The following is a 17,476-nucleotide window of genomic DNA, read 5'->3' on the forward strand; positions in this document are numbered from 1 at the left end:
GGCATGCCCAAGATCGACCTTGAATCCATCGAGCAGGTCAACCGCACGGGCTACCCGCCGCCGCACAACGAAGCGGTCGCCGGCCGCTGGTACAGGCGCCTTGCCCCGGCGACGGGCCTCACCGACTTTGGGGTCAGCCACGTGACGCTGAAACCCGGAGCCTGGTCCAGCCAGCGTCACTGGCACGACGGCGAGGACGAGTTCGTCGTGATGCTGTCAGGCGAGGCTGTGCTGGTCGAGGACGAGGGCCGAACGGTGCTGCGCGCGGGCGACCTCGCCGCTTGGCCCAAGGGCACCGGCAATGGCCACCACCTCCGCAACGAAAGCGGTGAGGACTGCACCTTCCTCGCATTTGGAGGCGGGACGAACACGGGTGGCGGCTATTCGGACATCGACATGCTGTTCACTACGGATGGCCGCTACGTCCACAAGGACGGCTCGCCCTTCGGCGATACGACGCGCCCCGCTTAGGCGGGCTCGTGCTCGTAATGCTCGATGACCCAAGGCTCATCCTGTGCCTTGTCTATCCACTCGTTGACGTGCGGGTGTGACAGGACCGCCTTCATGTACAACTCGGCGAAGGGCGGCATAGGGATTGAGTAAGTGATAAAGCGCGTCACGACGGGCGCGTACATGATGTCCACCGCGCACCACTGTCCGAAGAGGAAGTCTCCGCCCGTCCCACCGAAACGCGCGCGAGCCTGCGCCCACAGCTGGAGGATTCGCTCGATCTCGCCGCGCACTTCGTCCGACAGCGGCTTAAAGGGAAAGGTCTTGCGGACATTCATCGGCAGCTCGCGTCGCAGGTTGGCGAAGCCGGAGTGCATCTCCGCCGCCATCGACCGGGCCATGCCGCAAGCGGACTCATCTTCGGGCCAATAGAGTTCTTTGCCGCAGCGGTCCGCGAGGAACTCGATGATCGCCAAGCTGTCCCAGACGACGCAGTTGCCGTCCCACAGAATCGGAACCTTGCCGAGGGAAGGGGCGAATTCGTCGCCCTCGCGGCGCTTCTCCCAGTCCTCGTCGAACATGGGCACGACAAGCTCTTCGAATTCTTCGCCGGATTGCTTGACCGCAAGCCAGCCGCGCATCGACCAGCTGGAATAAGCGCGATTTCCGATGATGACCTTGAGCAAGCCGCTCTCTCCCTAGGACATTGCTGCTTCGAGGATTGCCGTTCGTAACTCGGCGATGCCGTCGCCGGTTTCGCTGGACGTCGCGATTAGGTGCGGGTGCGCCGCAGGATGCTTGGCAGATTGCTCCGCCGTCTGCTTGAGCACTTCCGCCAGCGCCGTCGGCTTGATCTTGTCGCCCTTGGTCAGAACCAGCTGATAATTCACGGCCGCGTCGTCGAGCATCTCCATGATCTCGAGATCGACGGGTTTCAGCCCATGTCGCGAATCGACCAGAACGAACGAACGGCGAAGAACGGCACGCCCCCGCAGGAAGTCGTTCACGAGGAAGCGCCAGCGCTTCACCAGATCCTTCGGAGCCTCGGCGAAACCGTAACCCGGCATGTCGACCAGGCGAATCTCCGGCGGCCGACCGACGTCGAAAAAGTTGAGTTCCTGCGTTCGTCCCGGCGTGTTGGACGTACGCGCCAGCCCTTTGCGGTTGGTCAGCGCGTTCAGGAGCGAGCTTTTCCCGACGTTCGACCGCCCGGCGAACGCGATCTCCGGCGCTTCGGGATCGGGCAGGAATTTGAGGGAAGGAGCGGACTTCAGGAAGTCGACCGGGCCCGAAAACAGCTTCCGGGCACGCTCCGTCAGTTCTTCCCTGTCGTCCGCCTCGTCCACGTCAGGTCGTCACCGGATGAGTGTCGGCAAAGTGGAGGCCGTACTTCTTGTACAGCCACCATTGCTGCAGGATCGTCAGCACGTTGCTGGTCACCCAGTAGAGCTGCAGTCCGCTCGCGAAAGGCGCCATCACGAACATCATCACCCACGGCATGATCGAGAAGATCTGTTGCTGCGTCGGGTCCATCGGTGCCGGGTTGAGCTTGAACTGCAACCACATCGTGACGCCGAGAAGGATGGCGAGCACGCCGATCGCGAGGAAGTGCGGCGGCGTGAAATGCAGCAGGCCGAAGAGGTTCACCGGAGTCAGCGGGTCCGGAGCCGAAAGGTCCTTGATCCACAGGATGAACGGCTGGTGGCGCATCTCCACGGAGACGAGCAGCACCTTATAGAGCGCGTAGAAGATCGGGATCTGCAGCAGGATCGGAAGGCAGCCCGCAGCCGGATTGATCTTCTCCTCCTGGTACAGCTTCATCATCTCCTGCTGGAGCTTGGGCTTGTCGTCCTTGTAGCGCTCCTGGATCGCCTTCATCTTCGGCTGGAGCTTTCGCATGGCAGCCATCGACTGGAACTGCTTCTGCGCGATCGGGAACATCAGGCCACGCACGATCAGCGTCAGGCAGATGATGGCGACACCGAAATTGCCGATGTGCTGGAACAGCCAGTTCAGCAGGTCGAAGATCGGCCGCATGAACCATTCGAACCAGCCCCAGTCGATCGCCTTCGACAGCTTGGGGATGCCTGCAGCTTCATACTGATCGAGAAGCTTCTTCTCCTTCGCGCCGGCGAAGAGGCGGGTCTCGGTCGTCACCGCCTTGCCCGGTTCCACGACGATGGGCGCGTCGGAATAGTCGGCCTGGTAGGCGCCACTCGGCCCCTTGCGGAAGCTCGCGGCGAAGCTGCGCTCGCCAGCAGGAGCGAGCGCCGTCAGCCAATATTTGTCGGTGAAGCCCAGCCAGCCACCGGGCGTCGTGAACTGCTCGCCCGCCGCATTCTCGTCGAGCGTCTTCCAGTTCACGTCATAATTGGCCGCACCGTTGAAGACGCCGATCGGGCCAACGTGGACGGTCCAGCTGTCCGGATCGGGCGACTTGTTGGCCCGGCTGACCAGGCCGAAGGGCCGCACGGCCACTGCGTTGGCGCTGGTGTTCGCGACGCGCTGCTGCACTGTGAAAAGGTAATTGTCGTCGACCGAGATGGTGATCTCAAAGCGCGGGCCGCCGTTCGACCATGTCAGGGTGACCGGCTTGCCGGGCTCGAGCACCTGCGCACTCGGCGTCCAGACCGCGTCGGGCGGCGGCGCCTGTACGCCCTGGCCGCTCCAGCCGAAGGACGTGAAGTAGGCGCCCGGCGCACCGGCCGGCGAGAGCAGCCGCACCGGCGGCGAATTCTTGCCCACGCTCTCGCGCTCACGAACGAGAACGAGGTCGTCGATCTTTGCGCCCTGAAGATTGATCGAGCCCTGGAGGCTCGGCGTCTGGATGCGAACGCGCGGCGTTTCGGCCAGGACTTTGGCCCGGTCGCGAAGGACGGCCGGAGTGCTCGGAGCTGGGCTCGCATTCGGCTGCGGAACGGGCTGAACCTTGCCGTTCTCGACCTTCACGGGAGACGGGTTGGCCGGCGTGATCTTGTTCGACAGCCATCCCCAGCCGAGCAGCACGAGCGCGCTCAGCACGACCGCGAGGATCAGGTTCTTATTCTCGTTCACTTATGATCCTCGACTTGGGGAACCGGGTCGTAGCCCTGGCCGCCCCAGGGATGACAGCGCATGATTCGCTTCAGAGCGAGCCACCCACCGCGGGCGGCGCCATAGCGTTGAATTGCCGTGATCGCATAGGCCGAACAGCTGGGCTGGTATCGGCAGCTCGGCGGGAGAATTTGGGACGGACCTTTTTGCCAGCCGCGGGCGATCAGGATGAGCAATTTGGCTATCACGGGCGCGTCTTCTCCAGCGCCTTGGCGAAGTCCTGGCGGAGAAGAGCGAACTCGCGCTCGATGCCGCTGGAACGGCCGATCATGATGTGGTCGGACCCGGCGTGACCCTCGGAGGGCAGGATTTCGCGGGCAAGCGCGCGGAAGCGGCGCTTCATCCGGTTGCGCACAACGGCGCCACCGACCTTCTTGCTCACGGTAAAGCCGATGCGCTTCGTATCATCGCCGTCCTGGCGATTGCGAACCAGAAGGACAAAGCCCGGCATCGCCGCGCGCCGTCCGGCGTTCGCAGCGAGGAAGTCCGAGCGTTTCCTAAGGACTGTTAGGCGCTGAGCTTCTTGCGGCCGCGTGCCCGGCGCGCGTTCAGAACCTTGCGGCCGCCCACGGTCGCCATGCGCGACCGGAAGCCGTGCCGGCGCTTGCGGACGAGATTGCTCGGCTGGAAGGTGCGCTTCATCGCTCATGCCTCAAATTCAAGAATCTAAAGAAAAAGGGCCGCCGTTCCGGCAGCCGCTGTCGAGCGGGCCGATAGGGGAGGGGCGCCCCAAAGTCAATTCGCTCCGCCCTCTTCGATGCGCGCCGTTTCCTGCTTCCGGATTTCCGCGCGTCGTTGCGCGCTTCGCCTGCGCAGCGCCCAGTCGGCCCAGCCGCCCGCTTTCGGCTGCCACCGTTTGAACCGCACATAGCGGCGCTTGGCCCACATACTGGTTTTCAGGATGAGCGCGACGCCCGGCGCGATCAGAAAAACGCCGCCTGGGCCGGGCAAAGGGGAGATGATTAGTCCGCCGATGATCAGCAAGACGCCGAGGGCCATGAGCCCCCATTCGACCCACGGCTGATCGATGAATTTCCGCCATTGGCTCTTGGTGATCATCGCTTCGGCATGTGGGCGTGAATAGCAGTGGCTGCAAGGACTTGCGGTCCGCAACGGCCTCGCGCTAGCAAGGCGCCGCCGAGCTAGGGGGAAGTCTGCTTTACCGAATGTTGTGCCGTGGCGGTGCCGGATGACGGCCACCGTCGCCACTGTTGCGTATCTAGGCCTCGAAGCCCGTCCGGTCGAAGTTCAGGTCCAGCTTTCCGCAGGTCTTCCGCGTTTCACGATCGTCGGCTTGCCGGACAAGGCGGTCGCCGAAAGCCGTGAGCGCGTGCATGCCGCGCTTGCCGCCATCGGTCTTGCGCTCCCGCCCAAGCGTATCACGGTCAATCTGTCCCCGGCCGATCTTCCCAAGGAAGGATCGCACTTCGACCTTCCGATCGCGCTGTGCCTGCTCGCTGCGATAGGTGCAGCCGATGCGGAAGCACTTTCTCATTACGTCATCGTCGGAGAGCTGAAGCTCGACGGTCGCATCGCCTCTTCGCCGGGCGTGTTGCTGGCCGCGATCCAGGCGTCGAGCGAAGGGAAGGGGCTCATCTGTCCTGCGGCTCAAGGCGCGGAAGCCGCCTGGGCTGGCAATGTCGAAGTCATTGCCGCGCCCGACCTTCTTGCCTTGCTCGCGCATCTCAAGGGCTCGTCGGTACTCCGTCCGCCGGCTCCGGGTGAGGCGGAATTGCCTGTTGGCGGGCCGGACCTCAGGCAAGTGAAGGGTCAGGAGGTCGCTAAGCGCGCGCTCGAGATTGCGGCTGCGGGCGGTCATAATATGCTGATGAGCGGCCCTCCCGGAGCGGGCAAGTCGCTGCTTGCCTCCTGCCTTCCCGGGATCCTCCCGCCGCTCCAGCCCGCCGAAGCCCTCGAGGTATCGATGGTCGCCTCCGTCGCCGGCGAGCTCGAAGGCGGGCGAATGACCAGGCAGCGTCCTTTCCGCTCTCCGCATCACAGCGCGTCCATGCCCGCGCTTGTGGGTGGCGGGCTTCGCGTACGACCGGGTGAGATCAGTCTCGCTCACCTCGGCGTCCTCTTCCTTGATGAGCTGCCGGAATTCCAGCGAGCTGTTCTGGATTCGCTTCGGCAGCCTTTCGAGACCGGCAACGTCAGCGTTGCGCGGGCAAATACGCACGTCACCTTCCCGGCGCGTGTGCAGCTCGTGGCAGCGATGAACCCTTGCCGGTGCGGCCACTTGGGCGATCCGGCGCTTGCTTGCAGCCGGGCGCCCAAGTGCGCCGCAGACTATCAGGCACGAGTGTCCGGGCCGCTTCTCGACCGCATTGATCTGCATGTTGACGTGCAGGGGGTTTCAGCGGCGGATTTGACCCTGCCGCCGCCTGCCGAAGGAAGCGCCGAAGTCGCCGGCCGGGTCGCCGCAGCACGCCAGGTGCAGGCCGATCGCTACAACGGATCGGGCGTGCGCACGAATGCGGAGGCGGATGGTGAGCTTCTGGAGAAGGTCGCCACGCCGGACGAGCCCGGTCGCAAGCTCCTGGCGGATGCGGCGGCCGCGATGCGCCTTTCTGCTCGGGGCTTTCACCGGGTCCTCCGGGTCTCGAGGACCGTCGCCGATCTTGCCGGCGCGGAGCAGGTGGGGCGCATCCATGCGGCCGAAGCCCTCAGCTACCGGCGGCAAGCGCCTCGCAATTGATTAGCCAAGACTTCGCCTTTAGCTAGGACCGGCTGCGGGGGCCCCTGTGGCGGAATGGTAGACGCGCTCGACTCAAAATCGAGTTCCTAACCGGAGTGTCCGTTCGAGTCGGACCAGGGGCACCACTTACGTTCGAAAAGCTTGGCCAGCCCGCTAGCCGGGAGCGTCTTCGCCCGATATCCTCTTAACCATGGACGCGCGGACGAGCAGCAACGCACAGGAATCGGCTGAAGCGCCACACCCGCTTGCCGAGACCAATGCGAAGCGTGATCGCCTGCTTGCTTCCATCGCGTTGATCGCAGGCGCAGGCATTTTCGTCGCTCTTCCGTTCGCGCTCCGGGCCGGGGCCGAGTTCTTCATGCCGGTTACCGCGGCGCTGGTCGTCGCGATTACCCTTGTGCCCCTGCTCGAATGGTTCGAGCGGCGCGGCGTGCCTTCGCGGCTGTCCGCGGGCCTGTGCGTGATCATCTTCCTGTCGATCGCGGTCTTCGCCGTCGCGTCGATCGTGCTTCCGGCGATCGACTGGGTCGCGTTGATTCCGGAGCGCCTGCCGAAGGTCCGTGCCGCGCTCGACCCGGTGCTCGACCTCTACAAGGCGTTCGACAAGTTCGTCGGCAAGATCATGGCGCAGGTCACGATCACGCCGCAGGGCGGCCGGACCGTCCGGATTGAGACGCCCAACTCGCTTTCCGGATTGCTGGCGACTTCCGCGCCCCACGTGCTGATCCAGCTGTTCTTCGCGTTGCTGGTGATCTTCTTCTTCCTGGCCGGCTGGACCACGATGCGGAAGCGGACGATCGTCAGCCGCGGCAGCTTCGAAGGCGCGCTGACCACTGCCCGCGTCATCCAGCAGGTCGTGGATGCGACCTCGATTTACATCGGCACGATCACGCTGATCAACGTGACGCTAGGAGCGCTAACGGCACTCGTGCTGTGGCAGCTGGGCATGGATTCACCGATCATGTGGGGCGGCATCGTCGCGGTGCTGAACTACATTCCGTACCTGGGCCCAATCGGCTCGGCGTTGCTCCTGTTCTTTGGCGGGTTGATGATCTTCCCGGACGTCTGGTCGGCCCTACTTCCCCCGTTGGTGTTCGTCGGCCTTCACCTGATTGAAGCGAACCTCATCACGCCGATGATCGTCGGCAAGCGCTTGACCATCAGTCCGCTCGCGATCCTCGTGTCGCTGAGCTTCTGGTCCTGGGTGTGGGGAACTACCGGAGCGCTGCTCGCCGTGCCGCTGCTCATCATCATGAAGACGATCTTCTCCGCCGCCGGCACTCCGGACATCGCCGGCTTCCTCTTCGAACACGGCACGCTGACGCATGCGGGCGAAGAAGAGACGGAAAAAGATTCCACCGATGTTGACACCCCGCGGGCTGCCACCTAGTTCGCCGCCACGCCAAAAACGCGGGTGTAGCTCAGTTGGTTAGAGCGCCGGCCTGTCACGCCGGAGGTCGCGGGTTCGAGCCCCGTCACTCGCGCCATTTCTGAAAAAGAATTGTGTCGAAGCAGCCGCGATTATTGCGCGCTGCCGCCTGATGCTGGCGCCGGTGCCGCCGGCTGGCCGAGCGGCTTCTCATCCGCCTGCGGCTCGCCGCCCGTCAGTGCGAAGCGCAGATTGTCCGACGCCTTCACCTTCTCGACGTAGGCTTCGTGCTTGACCGAGTCCGACGCTTTCCGAGCCGTCAGGTTGAAGCGAACAGCGACGCGCTTGTCGCCGCGCATGGACGGTTCAAGCTTGATGGCCTCCGCGCCCGGGATCTCGGCGATCGCCTGAGCTTCTTCGCCGTTGATGCTGCGCGTCGCCCGGTCGCGCTGTTCGGCCATGATAGCCGCGCTACGGAGCGCGCCTGCGTTGGGCTCTGAACGCGAGTAGGCTTGCGTGAACGCTGCCGGCCGGCCCCAGCTGCCCGCCCAGCGGTAGAAGATGTGGGCGCCGACCACGGCATTCTTGGACAAAGTTTCTGCCCAGTACGGCACGACATAATCGGCGTGATAGTGCGTCGCGGTTCCGACCGGCGCGTAGACGAAGCCGTTCAGGGCCGCAGCGGCGACCGTTCGCGCGCGATCCCAACCGGCCTGGTCCGGCTGCCGCATGAGCGAGCCGTCGCAGGTGAAGGTGAACTGGCAACCCGTTGGCCGGGTGGACCCTTCATAGACCACGCCGCAAACGCTAGCGGGGAAGGCTGGGTGGCGGACCCGGTTGAGCACGACCTGCGCGACTGCGCGCTCGCCGTCGGCGTCCTGGCTCCCGGCCTCGTAATAGATCGCGCTCGTCAGGCACTCGAGGGCCCGGTCGCGCGCGGCGGTATCGGACTTATTGAGCGAGAAGGGTTGGGCGGCCGGATTCGGCCCCTGAGTCAGCGGAATCTGCTTGTTGATGGCTAACGCCTGCTCAGGCGGCAGCTCCTTGATGAGCAGCGGCGGCGGCGCAGGCGGGCCCACCTTCGTGGGGTCGTTACGGCCGCTTAGGCTCGCAAGATCGGGAGTCGAATAGGCCGTCCCTGCGGCGACGAACGCCGCAAACGCGACCCCGCCGGCAAGGAGCATCTCCTTCGGACGTTCGCGCCACAGGCGCGAGGTCGCTAGGGCAATAGCCTGTGTCATTGGAGCGGGTGATATAGGATTCTAACACGCTTCTTTCAATCTTTCGGGCGGGGATCGGCCCTCCACTGTCCCGTTTGTGACCATCGCAGAAGCGGCTTCAGAGGGGCGATCCAGGCGATGCCGACGGCAAGGTGGAACAGCGCCTGGAGGATCACCGGCCAGCGCCCGACCGTGCCTGCAAAGCTTGCGATGAGCACGGCCCAGAAGAGGATGAGCAGAAGGATTGCGCCGATTCCTGCAAGCCTGCGCCAGCTGGGCTCGTTCATCCGAAATACTCCACGCCGTCCGGGCTCGCGAAGCCGTGAAGCGGAACGTCCCAGGGGTCGCGCGGGATTTCGGTCGGCAGCATTTGCATCGCCCAGCCCACGCCGATCAGCTTGGCGCCCGTCTTGCGGAGACGAACGAGCGCTCGATCGTAATGTCCCTTGCCGCGGCCAAGGCGCGTGCCTCGACCGTCGATTGCGACCAGCGGCACGAAGATCAGGTCGGGCTCCACAACGGGCGCACGCCGTTTGGGCTGCATGATTCCGAACGGCCCAGGCTCGAGCGGATCGCCAGCCAGGAAGCGAAACGGCTTCGCCGGGTCGGCGAACGCAGGGAACGCGACGATTCGGCCCACCGCTCGCGCCTCTTCCATCGCCAGCAGCGGGCTGATCTCACTCCCGAGCGGGTGATAGCCTGCGACCACCGACGCGTGCGCGCAAAGGGACGTCAGATGCTGTGCGAGCTTCTGCTCGAGCAGCGTCCGGTGCGCATCATCGACGGTGCGAACGAAGGCCTTACGCGCGTCGAGCGCAGCCTGGCGCAGCATGTCCTTGTGCTGCGGCACTGCGGATCCAGGCTCGAATGAGTTCGGTGGCATAGGGGGAAGTGACGGGACCACCGTGGCCGTTTGCCGGAAATCCTCTGACGCCACAAACGTCAGGTGGGCGCCGTATACATCGGACCAGGGTCCGGGCAGGGACAGCTCCCATTAGGATCGATAAGCCTCAGGGATATTCAAAGGCTCGTACCGGGCAGTACCCGTCATCCTTTATCTAGGTGTGTTCGGCCTCGCCCTCAAGGGCTTCAGCGAGCGACTCGAGCCGGTCGGCAATCCGTTCAGCCCGCTCGGCGAGGGCCGGGTCGGGAAGCGTCGGCTCGGGCGTCCGGCCGTCGTCGATGAGTTGGTCGGCCAGCAGGAGAGAGGCGAAGAGCAGCTGCCGCGCTTCCGAGAGTGTTCCGAGACCCGAAAGAGCCTCGCGACTCTTGGCATCGACCAGCGAGGCGGCCTTGCGGAGTGAATCCTCCTCGCCGTCCCGGCAGGCGACGCGATAGGCGCGCCCGGCGATGAACACGTCGATTTCGGCCATCAGGCGTCCTCCGCCATGCGGATGATGTGATCGAGCTCGGCGACGGCCTCCCGGACCTTGGCGCGAAGCTCTTCGTCACGGCTGCTCTGCTTCTTAGGTTGCGAGAGCGCTCGCTCCATTCGGAGAATCGCACGTTCGGCGCGGTCGAGCGCGGCGGTGAGACGGCCTTCATCCATGAGGTTTTCGCTAGGAAAGATTTTCCCTCGCGGCAAGCCGAGAAGGGCCATCGCCAATGTCGCGAGGTTGACGCTTCGTCGCTATCCGGCCAAGGGCCGCCGCATCCCGTTCATGGAGCAGACCTTGCAGCCGACTCAGCGCCGACTTGCCAATGCCATTCGAGCCTTGGCGATGGACGCAGTCGAAGCTGCGAACAGCGGCCATCCCGGCATGCCGATGGGCATGGCCGACGCGGCGACAGCGCTCTTCACACGCCATCTGAAGTTCGATGCGTCGGACCCCCACTGGCCCGACCGCGACCGCTTCATCCTTTCCGCCGGCCACGGATCGATGCTGATCTACGCGCTGCTTTACCTGACCGGTTATGAGCGGCCGACGCTCGACGACATCAAGAATTTCCGCCAGCTGCACAGCCCGACCGCCGGTCACCCGGAGAATTTCGAGCTCGCGGGCGTCGAGGTGACGACCGGGCCGCTGGGGCAGGGCGTCGCAATGGCGGTTGGATCGGCGATTGCAGAGCGGCACCTTAATGCCGCCTATGGCGACGAGCTTGTCGACCATCACACCTACGTCATCGCCGGCGACGGCTGCCTGATGGAGGGTGTGAATCACGAGGCGGTCGGTCTTGCAGGCCACCTGAAGCTCGGCCGCCTCATCGTCCTGTGGGACGACAATGAGATCACCATCGACGGTTCGACGGACCTGTCGCGCAACGAGGACGTGGTTGCGCGCCACGTGGCCGCGCAATGGCACGTCACCGAGTGCGATGGCCTGGACTCCGACGACGTTTCGCGCGCGCTCGACGAAGCGAAGGCCGATCCTCGCCCGTCGCTCATCCGCTGCAAGACCGTCATCGGCTACGGCGCGCCGAACAAGCAGGGCACGGCGGCGACACACGGCGCGGCGCTCGGCAAGGACGAGGTTGAAGCCGCACGTGCCGGGCTCGGCCTTGAGCCGAAAGAATTCGCCGTTCCCGACGATGTACTCGCAGCTTGGCGCGAGGCGGGGAAGAAAGGCGCGTCTGCTCGAGCGGACTGGCAGACGCGTCTCGACGCCAGCGCCAAGAAGGACGCGTTTCTTAGCCGGATTTCCGGCATGGTCGATGACAGCTGGCTCAAGCCCTACGTCGACGGCTTGCTCGCCGACCTGAAGCCGGTCGCGACCCGCAAGGCGTCGGAAATGGCGCTTGAGGCGATTAACGCCGCCATCCCGTCGACCATCGGCGGTTCAGCCGACCTGACCGGCTCGAACAACACGAAGACCAAGGCGCTCCAGGTGCTCGACGCCGACAATTACGGCGGCCGCTACATCTACTACGGCGTCCGCGAGTTCGGCATGGCCGCGGCGATGAATGGCATGGCGCTGCACGGCGGCGTCATCCCCTACGGCGGAACATTCCTGGTCTTCACCGACTATGCGCGCCCGGCAATCCGTCTTTCCGCGCTGCAGAAGGCCAGGGTCATCTACGTGATGACTCACGATTCCATCGGTCTAGGTGAGGACGGCCCGACCCACCAGCCGATCGAGCATCTCCAGAGCCTGCGCGCGATTCCGCAGCTCGATGTCTACCGCCCTGCCGACGCGGTCGAGACCGCCGAATGCTGGGCGCTTGCGCTGGCGAGCGACGAGCCGAGTGTGCTCGCCCTAACGCGCCAGAATCTGAAGCCGGTACGCACGGAACCATTCACCCAGAACCTCTCCGCTCGCGGCGCCTACCGCCTCAAGTCGGCCGAGAACGCTCGAAAGGTGATCATCCTGGCGACCGGCTCCGAGGTTGAAATCGCTCTCGCGGCGGCTGAAAAGCTTGAAGCGCAGAGCATCGGTACCGACGTGGTGTCCATGCCCAGCACCGAGCGTTTCGACGCACAGCCGGCGGACTATCGCGAGGACATTCTTCCGGATGTCTCCAACCGCGAGATCCTGCGCGTCTCGATCGAGGCTGGCACCACCTTCGGTTGGGAACGCTACACCGGCCTTCACGGCCTTCGCATCGGCATCGACCGCTTCGGCGTCTCGGCTCCTGCGAAGGACGCCTACGAATATTTCGGGCTCACGCCTGACAAGGTCGCCGAGCGAGTTCTCGGCCACATGAAACAGAGAGGCATTCAATGACCAAAGTTGCGATCAATGGCTTCGGGCGCATCGGCCGGCTGGTAGCGCGCGCCATCCTTGAACGTCCCGACTGCGGTCTTGAGCTGGTCGCGATCAACGACCTCGCCGATGCAAAGGCAAATGCCTGGCTGTTCAAGCGCGACAGCGTCCACGGCGCCTTCCCGGGTGAGGTGTCGAGCGACGGCAACGACATCATCGTCAACGGCAAGCGCATCCACGTCACCGCCGAGCGCGACCCCGCGAAGCTTCCGCATGCCGCGAACGGCGTCGAGATCGCTCTCGAATGCACCGGCTTCTTCACCGACCGCGCCGGCGGCGAGAAGCACCTGGAAGCTGGCGCCAAGCGCGTCCTGATCTCGGCTCCGGCCAAGGGGGCGGACCTGACGGTCGTCTACGGCGTGAACGACGACAAGCTGACCGCCGAGCACAAGATCGTCTCGAACGCGTCCTGCACGACCAACTGCCTGGCGCCGGTCGCGAAGGTGATGAACGACACGATCGGCATCGAACGCGGGCTGATGACTACGATCCACGCCTACACCAACGACCAGAAGATCCTCGACCAGATCCACTCCGACCTGCGCCGCGCCCGCGCCGCGGCCATGTCCATCATCCCGACGACGACCGGCGCCGCCCGCGCGGTGGGCGAGGTGCTACCGGAGCTGAAGGGCAAGCTCGACGGCTCGGCCGTGCGCGTTCCAGTTCCGAACGTCAGCCTTGTCGACCTGACCTTCACGCCGAAGCGCGACACCACGCTGGAAGAGGTCAACGGCGCGCTTAAGGCCGCCAGCGAGAGCGGCCGCCTGAAGGGCATCCTCGCCTACACGGAAGAGCCGCTGGTTTCGATCGACCTCAACCACAGCTCGGCCAGCTCGACCGTGGACAGCCTCGAAACCTCGGTTCTTGAAGGCAAGCTCGTCCGCGTCGTCAGCTGGTACGACAATGAGTGGGGCTTCTCGAACCGCATGGTCGACACGGCCGCCGCGATGGCGAAGCTCGGCTGAGGCTGAGCATGGCCTTCAAGACGCTCGACGACCTGCCTGAGGATTTGACCGGCAAGCGCGTGCTTGTCCGCGTCGATCTCAACGTGCCGATGGATGGTGCGCGGGTCACGGACGATACGCGTCTGAGGGCCATGTTGCCCACCGTTCTGGAGCTCAGCGACCGCGGCGCAATCGTGCTGCTGCTGTCGCACTTCGGCCGTCCGAAGGGCGAGATCCGTCCGGACATGTCGACGGCGCAGCTGGTGCTGCCGGTGCATCGGCTGTCCGGCCGCTCCGTTCGCTTCATCGAGGACTGCCAGGGGCCGCAGGCGGAGCGCGCCATCGAGACGATGCTTCCGGGCAATATCGGCATCCTCGAAAACACGCGCTTCCACGCCGGCGAAGATAAGAACGACCCGGAGCTTGCCAAGGGCATGGCGGCGCTTGGCGACTATTACGTCAACGACGCTTTCTCCGCGGCGCATCGTGCGCACTCTTCGACCGAGGGCATCGCCCATCTCCTCCCGAGCTTCGCCGGGCGGGCGATGGAAGGCGAGTTGAAGGCGCTGGAGCGCGCACTCGGCAATCCCGAGCGGCCGGTCGCGGCCGTCGTCGGCGGGGCGAAAGTCTCGACCAAGCTCGCGGTGCTGGGTCACCTAGTCGGCAAGGTCGATCACCTGATCATCGGGGGCGGCATGGCCAACACCTTCCTGGCGGCGCGCGGCGTGAACGTCGGCAAGTCGCTGTGCGAGCATGATCTGACAGGTGAGGCGAACGCGATCTTCGATCGTGCCGACGAGGCCGGATGCACGATCCATCTGCCGTACGACGTCGTCGTGGCGAAGCAGTTCGCGCCTAATCCGCCGAGCATGCGTACCGTCAACGTGCACGAGGTCGCGGCGGACGAGATGATCCTCGACGTCGGACCTGCCGCGGTCGAAGCCTTGGCCGACGTGCTCAAGACCTGCCGAACCCTCGTCTGGAACGGTCCCCTCGGCGCCTTCGAGACTCCACCGTTCGACGCGGCCACGGTGCAGCTCGCGCAAACTGCGGCTGCCTTGACCAAGGAAGGCAGCCTGGTTTCGGTCGCCGGCGGTGGCGACACGGTTGCGGCACTCAATCATGCCGGCGTCGCTGCGGACTTCACGTTCGTCTCGACGGCTGGCGGGGCATTTCTTGAATGGATGGAAGGGCGTACGCTACCGGGCGTGGCGGCCCTGCAGGAATAAGGGGACGGAAAATGGCGAACGCAGAGATGCTCGCGAAAGTGAAGAATGCGAACGGTTTCATCGCGGCGCTGGACCAGAGCGGAGGCTCCACTCCGGGCGCCCTGAAGGGCTATGGCTACAAGGGCGACGAATGGTCGTCCGAAGATGAGATGTACGACCTCGTCCACAAGATGCGCGTGCGGATCATCTCGTCGCCGGTGTTCACCGGCGAGAAGGTCCTAGGCGCGATCCTGTTCGAGCGGACGATGGACGGCGAAGCCAATGGGCAGCCGGTGCCGGACTATCTCTGGAGCAAGGGCGTCGTTCCCTTTCTTAAGATCGACAAGGGTCTCGCGGACGAGGCCAACGGCGTGCAGTTGATGAAGCCGATGCCGGAACTGGACTCGCTGCTCGAGCGCGCGGTTGCGAAGGGCATCTTCGGAACCAAGGAGCGCTCGGTCATCCACCTCGCCAACCCGGCGGGCATTGCCGAGGTCGTCGGCCAGCAGTTCGAGATCGGCAACCAGGTTCTGCGTCACGGGCTTGTCCCGATCATCGAGCCGGAAGTTAACATCAAGAGCGCCGAGCGGGCCGAGGCAGACGAGCTTCTGCGCGACGAGATCCTGCGTCACCTCGATCGCCTGCCGGAAGGCAGCGAGGTCATGCTCAAGCTTTCGATCCCGGCGGTTCCGGGCACGTTCGATGCTCTGATCGCCCACCCGCGAGTGCTGCGGGTCGTCGCTCTGTCGGGCGGCTTCTCGCGCGGCGACGCCTGCCGCGAGCTTGCCAAGAACCCCGGCATGATCGCCAGCTTCTCGCGCGCGCTGCTCGAGGAACTGCGCCAGGATACGAGCGAGGAAGAGTTCGACCGTTCGCTCGGCGAGGCGATCGACGAGATCTACGACGCCTCGACCGAAAAGGTCGCTGCCTAGCTTGATCGACTATTTCGACCCGGCGGAATTCAGGGCTCCGGCGCGAAAGGAGCCCTGCCGACTTTATTTGATCTCCCCGAAGGACGTCGGCGGCGATTTCGTTGAACGTCTCCGCTCAGTTGTCGAGTTCGATTGCGTGGCGGCCTTCCAGCTGCGCGTGAAGGACGTTGCCGAGCATGAGCTCGCCCGGCTCGCCGAGCCGTTGCAGCGCGTTTGCGCGGACGCAGGCGTCGCCTTCATCGTCAATGACAGCGCGACCCTCGCCAAGCGCCTGGGCGCGGACGGCGTACACCTCGGTCAGCAGGACGGCGACGTGCGGGAGGCGAGGGCGCTACTGGGTCCACAGGCGCAGATTGGCGTCACCTGCCACGACAGCCGCCACCTGGCTATGGAGGCCGGAGACGCCGGCGCGGACTATGTCGCCTTCGGCGCCTTCTATCCAACGCAGACCAAGTCGACGCTACACCGGCCCGATCCTTCCATACTCAGCTGGTGGTCGAGCCTCTTCGAGGTTCCCTGCGTCGCGATCGGCGGCATCACGACCGGCAACGCGAAACCGCTGATCGATGCCGGAGCGGACTTCCTCGCGGTCTCGCAAGCTGTCTGGGGCGCTCACGACCCCGCGAAAATTGTGTCAGAATTCAATGACCTGCTCACAAATGTTAGTGGAAGCTGAACGGCTTCAGGTTTCAAAAACGGCTGTTTTCCGCCATTCCTTTTGAAAGGTGTTGCGCCAGCGCATCACTTTTCTCCGTAAAGGCCCGGAGGAGCGAATGTAACGAAACAATCCCTCTGATGACCGGTTGGGGCGCCGGAAACACTGCAAGGGAAACCCTAATGCGCAAATACCTCTTGGCTGCGGCTGCTGTCGTTGTTTCGGCAACGCCCGCGGTCGCTCGCGACAATTCCGGCTATGTCGGAATCGAAGGCGGCATCCTGTTCCCGAAGGATCAGGATGCGGACGTGTTCGTCGACTATACCACGAGCCAGACCGTCGCCACGACGCCCACCATCATCGGCCCGGCCGATGCCACCTTCGGCAATGCTTTCGGCATTGATTACAAGAAGGGCTACGACGTCGACGCCATCGGCGGTTACGACTTCGGCATGTTCCGCCTCGAAGGCGAAATCGGCTACAAGCGTGCGAAGCTCGACACGCTGGAAGTCGACAACGGCTTCATCGCGTCGCTGAACACCGGTCTGAACCGTCCTGACCGCGACGTTGCTCCGGATGCAGTCGGGACGCTTCCGGCTCTTTCGGCAACGGACTTCGATCTCGACGATCACGTCAGCGTCCTGTCGGGCATGATCAACGCCCTGCTCGATGTGGGCGACGAGAACGGTTTCTCCTTCTACGGCGGCGGCGGCTTCGGTCGTGCGCGCGTCAAGTTTGCTGGAGAAAGCGACAGCGCCTGGGCGTGGCAGGCTATCCTGGGCGCCCGTTATGCGCTCAGCCGGAACATCGATCTGGGCCTGAAGTACCGCTACTTCCGCACCGGCAGCCTCGACCTGTCCGACACCACCGGCGCGGCCCTGTTGGGCAACACCGAAACGGTGGTCGGAACGGATGCGGCCGGCGCGCCCGTCGTGACAGACGTGACCACCAATGCGGCTCTGTTCACGGACTTTGAATCGAAGTTCCGTTCGCACAGCCTGATGGCCAGCCTCATCTTCAACTTCGGTGGTGCGGAAGCTGCTCCGCCGCCGCCTCCGCCGCCTCCGCCCCCGCCGCCTCCGCCGCCGCCCCCTGCGACGCAGACCTGCCCGGACGGAACGGTGATCCTGGCGACCGAGACCTGTCCGGCTCCGCCGCCTCCGCCTCCGCCGCCGCCGCCGGCGCCGGAACGCGGTTAAACCGAAG

20 protein-coding genes, 2 tRNA genes, 1 other RNA gene and 1 pseudogene are annotated in these 17,476 nt (G+C 64.6%); 11 read left to right on the plus strand and 13 right to left on the minus strand.

What is annotated here, in order from left to right; translation table 11 throughout:
• The first annotated feature begins 3 nt into the window (after positions 1-3).
• Positions 4-471: a cupin domain-containing protein gene (locus LZ016_RS03340; protein WP_241445840.1), complete on the plus strand. Its 468-nt coding sequence runs from the start codon at positions 4-6 to the stop codon at positions 469-471.
• On the opposite strand, the gene LZ016_RS03345 is transcribed toward LZ016_RS03340, so the two are convergent.
• The 7 genes and pseudogenes from LZ016_RS03345 to LZ016_RS03375 form a co-directional block, all read right to left on the minus strand.
• A complete protein-coding gene (locus LZ016_RS03345) occupies positions 468-1,136 on the minus strand; it encodes a glutathione S-transferase family protein (protein WP_241445842.1) in 669 nt (222 codons plus the stop codon). The genes LZ016_RS03340 and LZ016_RS03345 overlap by 4 nt on opposite strands.
• Before the next feature lie 12 nt (positions 1,137-1,148).
• On the minus strand, positions 1,149-1,796 hold the full coding sequence (gene yihA, locus LZ016_RS03350; protein WP_241445843.1) for a ribosome biogenesis GTP-binding protein YihA/YsxC: 648 nt from the start codon (positions 1,794-1,796) through the stop codon (positions 1,149-1,151).
• A 1-nt stretch (position 1,797) separates the two neighbouring features.
• Positions 1,798-3,504 carry a membrane protein insertase YidC gene (yidC, locus tag LZ016_RS03355; RefSeq protein WP_241445844.1) on the minus strand — a complete coding sequence of 569 codons (1,707 nt, stop codon included), beginning with the start codon at positions 3,502-3,504 and terminating at the stop codon, positions 1,798-1,800.
• The gene (gene yidD, locus LZ016_RS03360) at positions 3,501-3,731 is read right to left on the minus strand and encodes a membrane protein insertion efficiency factor YidD (RefSeq protein ID WP_241445845.1); all 231 of its coding nucleotides are present in this window, start codon (positions 3,729-3,731) and stop codon (positions 3,501-3,503) included. Before yidD ends, yidC begins: the two co-directional genes overlap by 4 nt.
• Positions 3,728-4,039, minus strand: a pseudogene (gene rnpA / locus LZ016_RS03365) (ribonuclease P protein component); the annotation flags it as partial. The pseudogene rnpA and the gene yidD, both read right to left, overlap by 4 nt.
• A gap of 11 nt (positions 4,040-4,050) precedes the next feature.
• On the minus strand, positions 4,051-4,185 hold the full coding sequence (rpmH, locus tag LZ016_RS03370) for a 50S ribosomal protein L34 (RefSeq protein ID WP_037504084.1): 135 nt from the start codon (positions 4,183-4,185) through the stop codon (positions 4,051-4,053).
• 93 nt (positions 4,186-4,278) lie between these two features.
• Positions 4,279-4,602, minus strand: a complete 324-nt coding sequence (locus LZ016_RS03375) for a hypothetical protein (protein WP_241445846.1) — start codon at positions 4,600-4,602, stop codon at positions 4,279-4,281.
• A 130-nt stretch (positions 4,603-4,732) separates the two neighbouring features.
• Between LZ016_RS03375 and LZ016_RS03380 the strand changes: the two genes are divergently transcribed.
• The 4 genes from LZ016_RS03380 (at position 4,733) to LZ016_RS03395 (ending at position 7,728) form a co-directional block, all read left to right on the plus strand.
• Positions 4,733-6,241, plus strand: coding sequence for a YifB family Mg chelatase-like AAA ATPase (locus LZ016_RS03380; protein WP_241445847.1), 1,509 nt, complete (start codon positions 4,733-4,735; stop codon positions 6,239-6,241).
• Between the two features lie 40 nt (positions 6,242-6,281).
• A tRNA-Leu gene (locus tag LZ016_RS03385) sits at positions 6,282-6,366 on the plus strand.
• A 65-nt stretch (positions 6,367-6,431) separates the two neighbouring features.
• Entirely contained in the window at positions 6,432-7,631 is a 1,200-nt protein-coding gene (locus tag LZ016_RS03390) for an AI-2E family transporter (RefSeq protein WP_241445848.1), read from the plus strand.
• A 20-nt stretch (positions 7,632-7,651) separates the two neighbouring features.
• A tRNA-Asp gene (locus LZ016_RS03395) sits at positions 7,652-7,728 on the plus strand.
• 34 nt (positions 7,729-7,762) lie between these two features.
• Here LZ016_RS03395 and LZ016_RS03400 read toward each other — a convergent pair.
• The 6 genes from LZ016_RS03400 to LZ016_RS03420 all read right to left on the minus strand — a co-directional run bounded on the left by LZ016_RS03400 (position 7,763) and on the right by LZ016_RS03420 (position 10,379).
• Positions 7,763-8,851, minus strand: a complete 1,089-nt coding sequence (locus LZ016_RS03400; RefSeq protein ID WP_241445850.1) for a cell wall hydrolase — start codon at positions 8,849-8,851, stop codon at positions 7,763-7,765.
• A gap of 35 nt (positions 8,852-8,886) precedes the next feature.
• Positions 8,887-9,117, minus strand: a complete 231-nt coding sequence (locus LZ016_RS03405; RefSeq protein ID WP_241445852.1) for a DUF2842 domain-containing protein — start codon at positions 9,115-9,117, stop codon at positions 8,887-8,889.
• Positions 9,114-9,680 carry a 5-formyltetrahydrofolate cyclo-ligase gene (locus LZ016_RS03410; RefSeq protein WP_241445854.1) on the minus strand — a complete coding sequence of 189 codons (567 nt, stop codon included), beginning with the start codon at positions 9,678-9,680 and terminating at the stop codon, positions 9,114-9,116. Before LZ016_RS03410 ends, LZ016_RS03405 begins: the two co-directional genes overlap by 4 nt.
• A gap of 43 nt (positions 9,681-9,723) precedes the next feature.
• Positions 9,724-9,877: non-coding RNA, 6S RNA (ssrS, locus tag LZ016_RS15805), on the minus strand.
• A gap of 11 nt (positions 9,878-9,888) precedes the next feature.
• Entirely contained in the window at positions 9,889-10,203 is a 315-nt protein-coding gene (locus LZ016_RS03415; RefSeq protein ID WP_241445857.1) for a cell division protein ZapA, read from the minus strand.
• Positions 10,203-10,379, minus strand: coding sequence for a hypothetical protein (locus tag LZ016_RS03420; protein ID WP_241445859.1), 177 nt, complete (start codon positions 10,377-10,379; stop codon positions 10,203-10,205). Before LZ016_RS03420 ends, LZ016_RS03415 begins: the two co-directional genes overlap by 1 nt.
• 112 nt (positions 10,380-10,491) lie before the next feature.
• Between LZ016_RS03420 and tkt the strand changes: the two genes are divergently transcribed.
• From tkt to LZ016_RS15475, 6 genes are all read left to right on the plus strand, one after another.
• A complete protein-coding gene (gene tkt / locus LZ016_RS03425) occupies positions 10,492-12,492 on the plus strand; it encodes a transketolase (RefSeq protein WP_436286355.1) in 2,001 nt (666 codons plus the stop codon).
• Positions 12,489-13,496: a type I glyceraldehyde-3-phosphate dehydrogenase gene (gap, locus tag LZ016_RS03430; RefSeq protein ID WP_241445861.1), complete on the plus strand. Its 1,008-nt coding sequence runs from the start codon at positions 12,489-12,491 to the stop codon at positions 13,494-13,496. The genes tkt and gap overlap by 4 nt, the downstream gene beginning before the upstream one ends.
• An 8-nt stretch (positions 13,497-13,504) precedes the next feature.
• Positions 13,505-14,704 carry a phosphoglycerate kinase gene (locus LZ016_RS03435; RefSeq protein WP_241445862.1) on the plus strand — a complete coding sequence of 400 codons (1,200 nt, stop codon included), beginning with the start codon at positions 13,505-13,507 and terminating at the stop codon, positions 14,702-14,704.
• Between the two features lie 11 nt (positions 14,705-14,715).
• Positions 14,716-15,615, plus strand: a complete 900-nt coding sequence (locus tag LZ016_RS03440) for a fructose bisphosphate aldolase (protein WP_241445863.1) — start codon at positions 14,716-14,718, stop codon at positions 15,613-15,615.
• A 1-nt stretch (position 15,616) separates the two neighbouring features.
• Positions 15,617-16,291 carry a thiamine phosphate synthase gene (gene thiE, locus LZ016_RS03445; protein ID WP_241445864.1) on the plus strand — a complete coding sequence of 225 codons (675 nt, stop codon included), beginning with the start codon at positions 15,617-15,619 and terminating at the stop codon, positions 16,289-16,291.
• Between the two features lie 161 nt (positions 16,292-16,452).
• Entirely contained in the window at positions 16,453-17,469 is a 1,017-nt protein-coding gene (locus LZ016_RS15475; RefSeq protein WP_277622499.1) for an outer membrane protein, read from the plus strand.
• Positions 17,470-17,476 lie beyond the last annotated feature (7 nt).

The organism is Sphingomonas telluris, assembly GCF_022568775.1.
GTDB classification, from domain to species: Bacteria; Pseudomonadota; Alphaproteobacteria; order Sphingomonadales; family Sphingomonadaceae; genus Sphingomicrobium; species Sphingomicrobium telluris.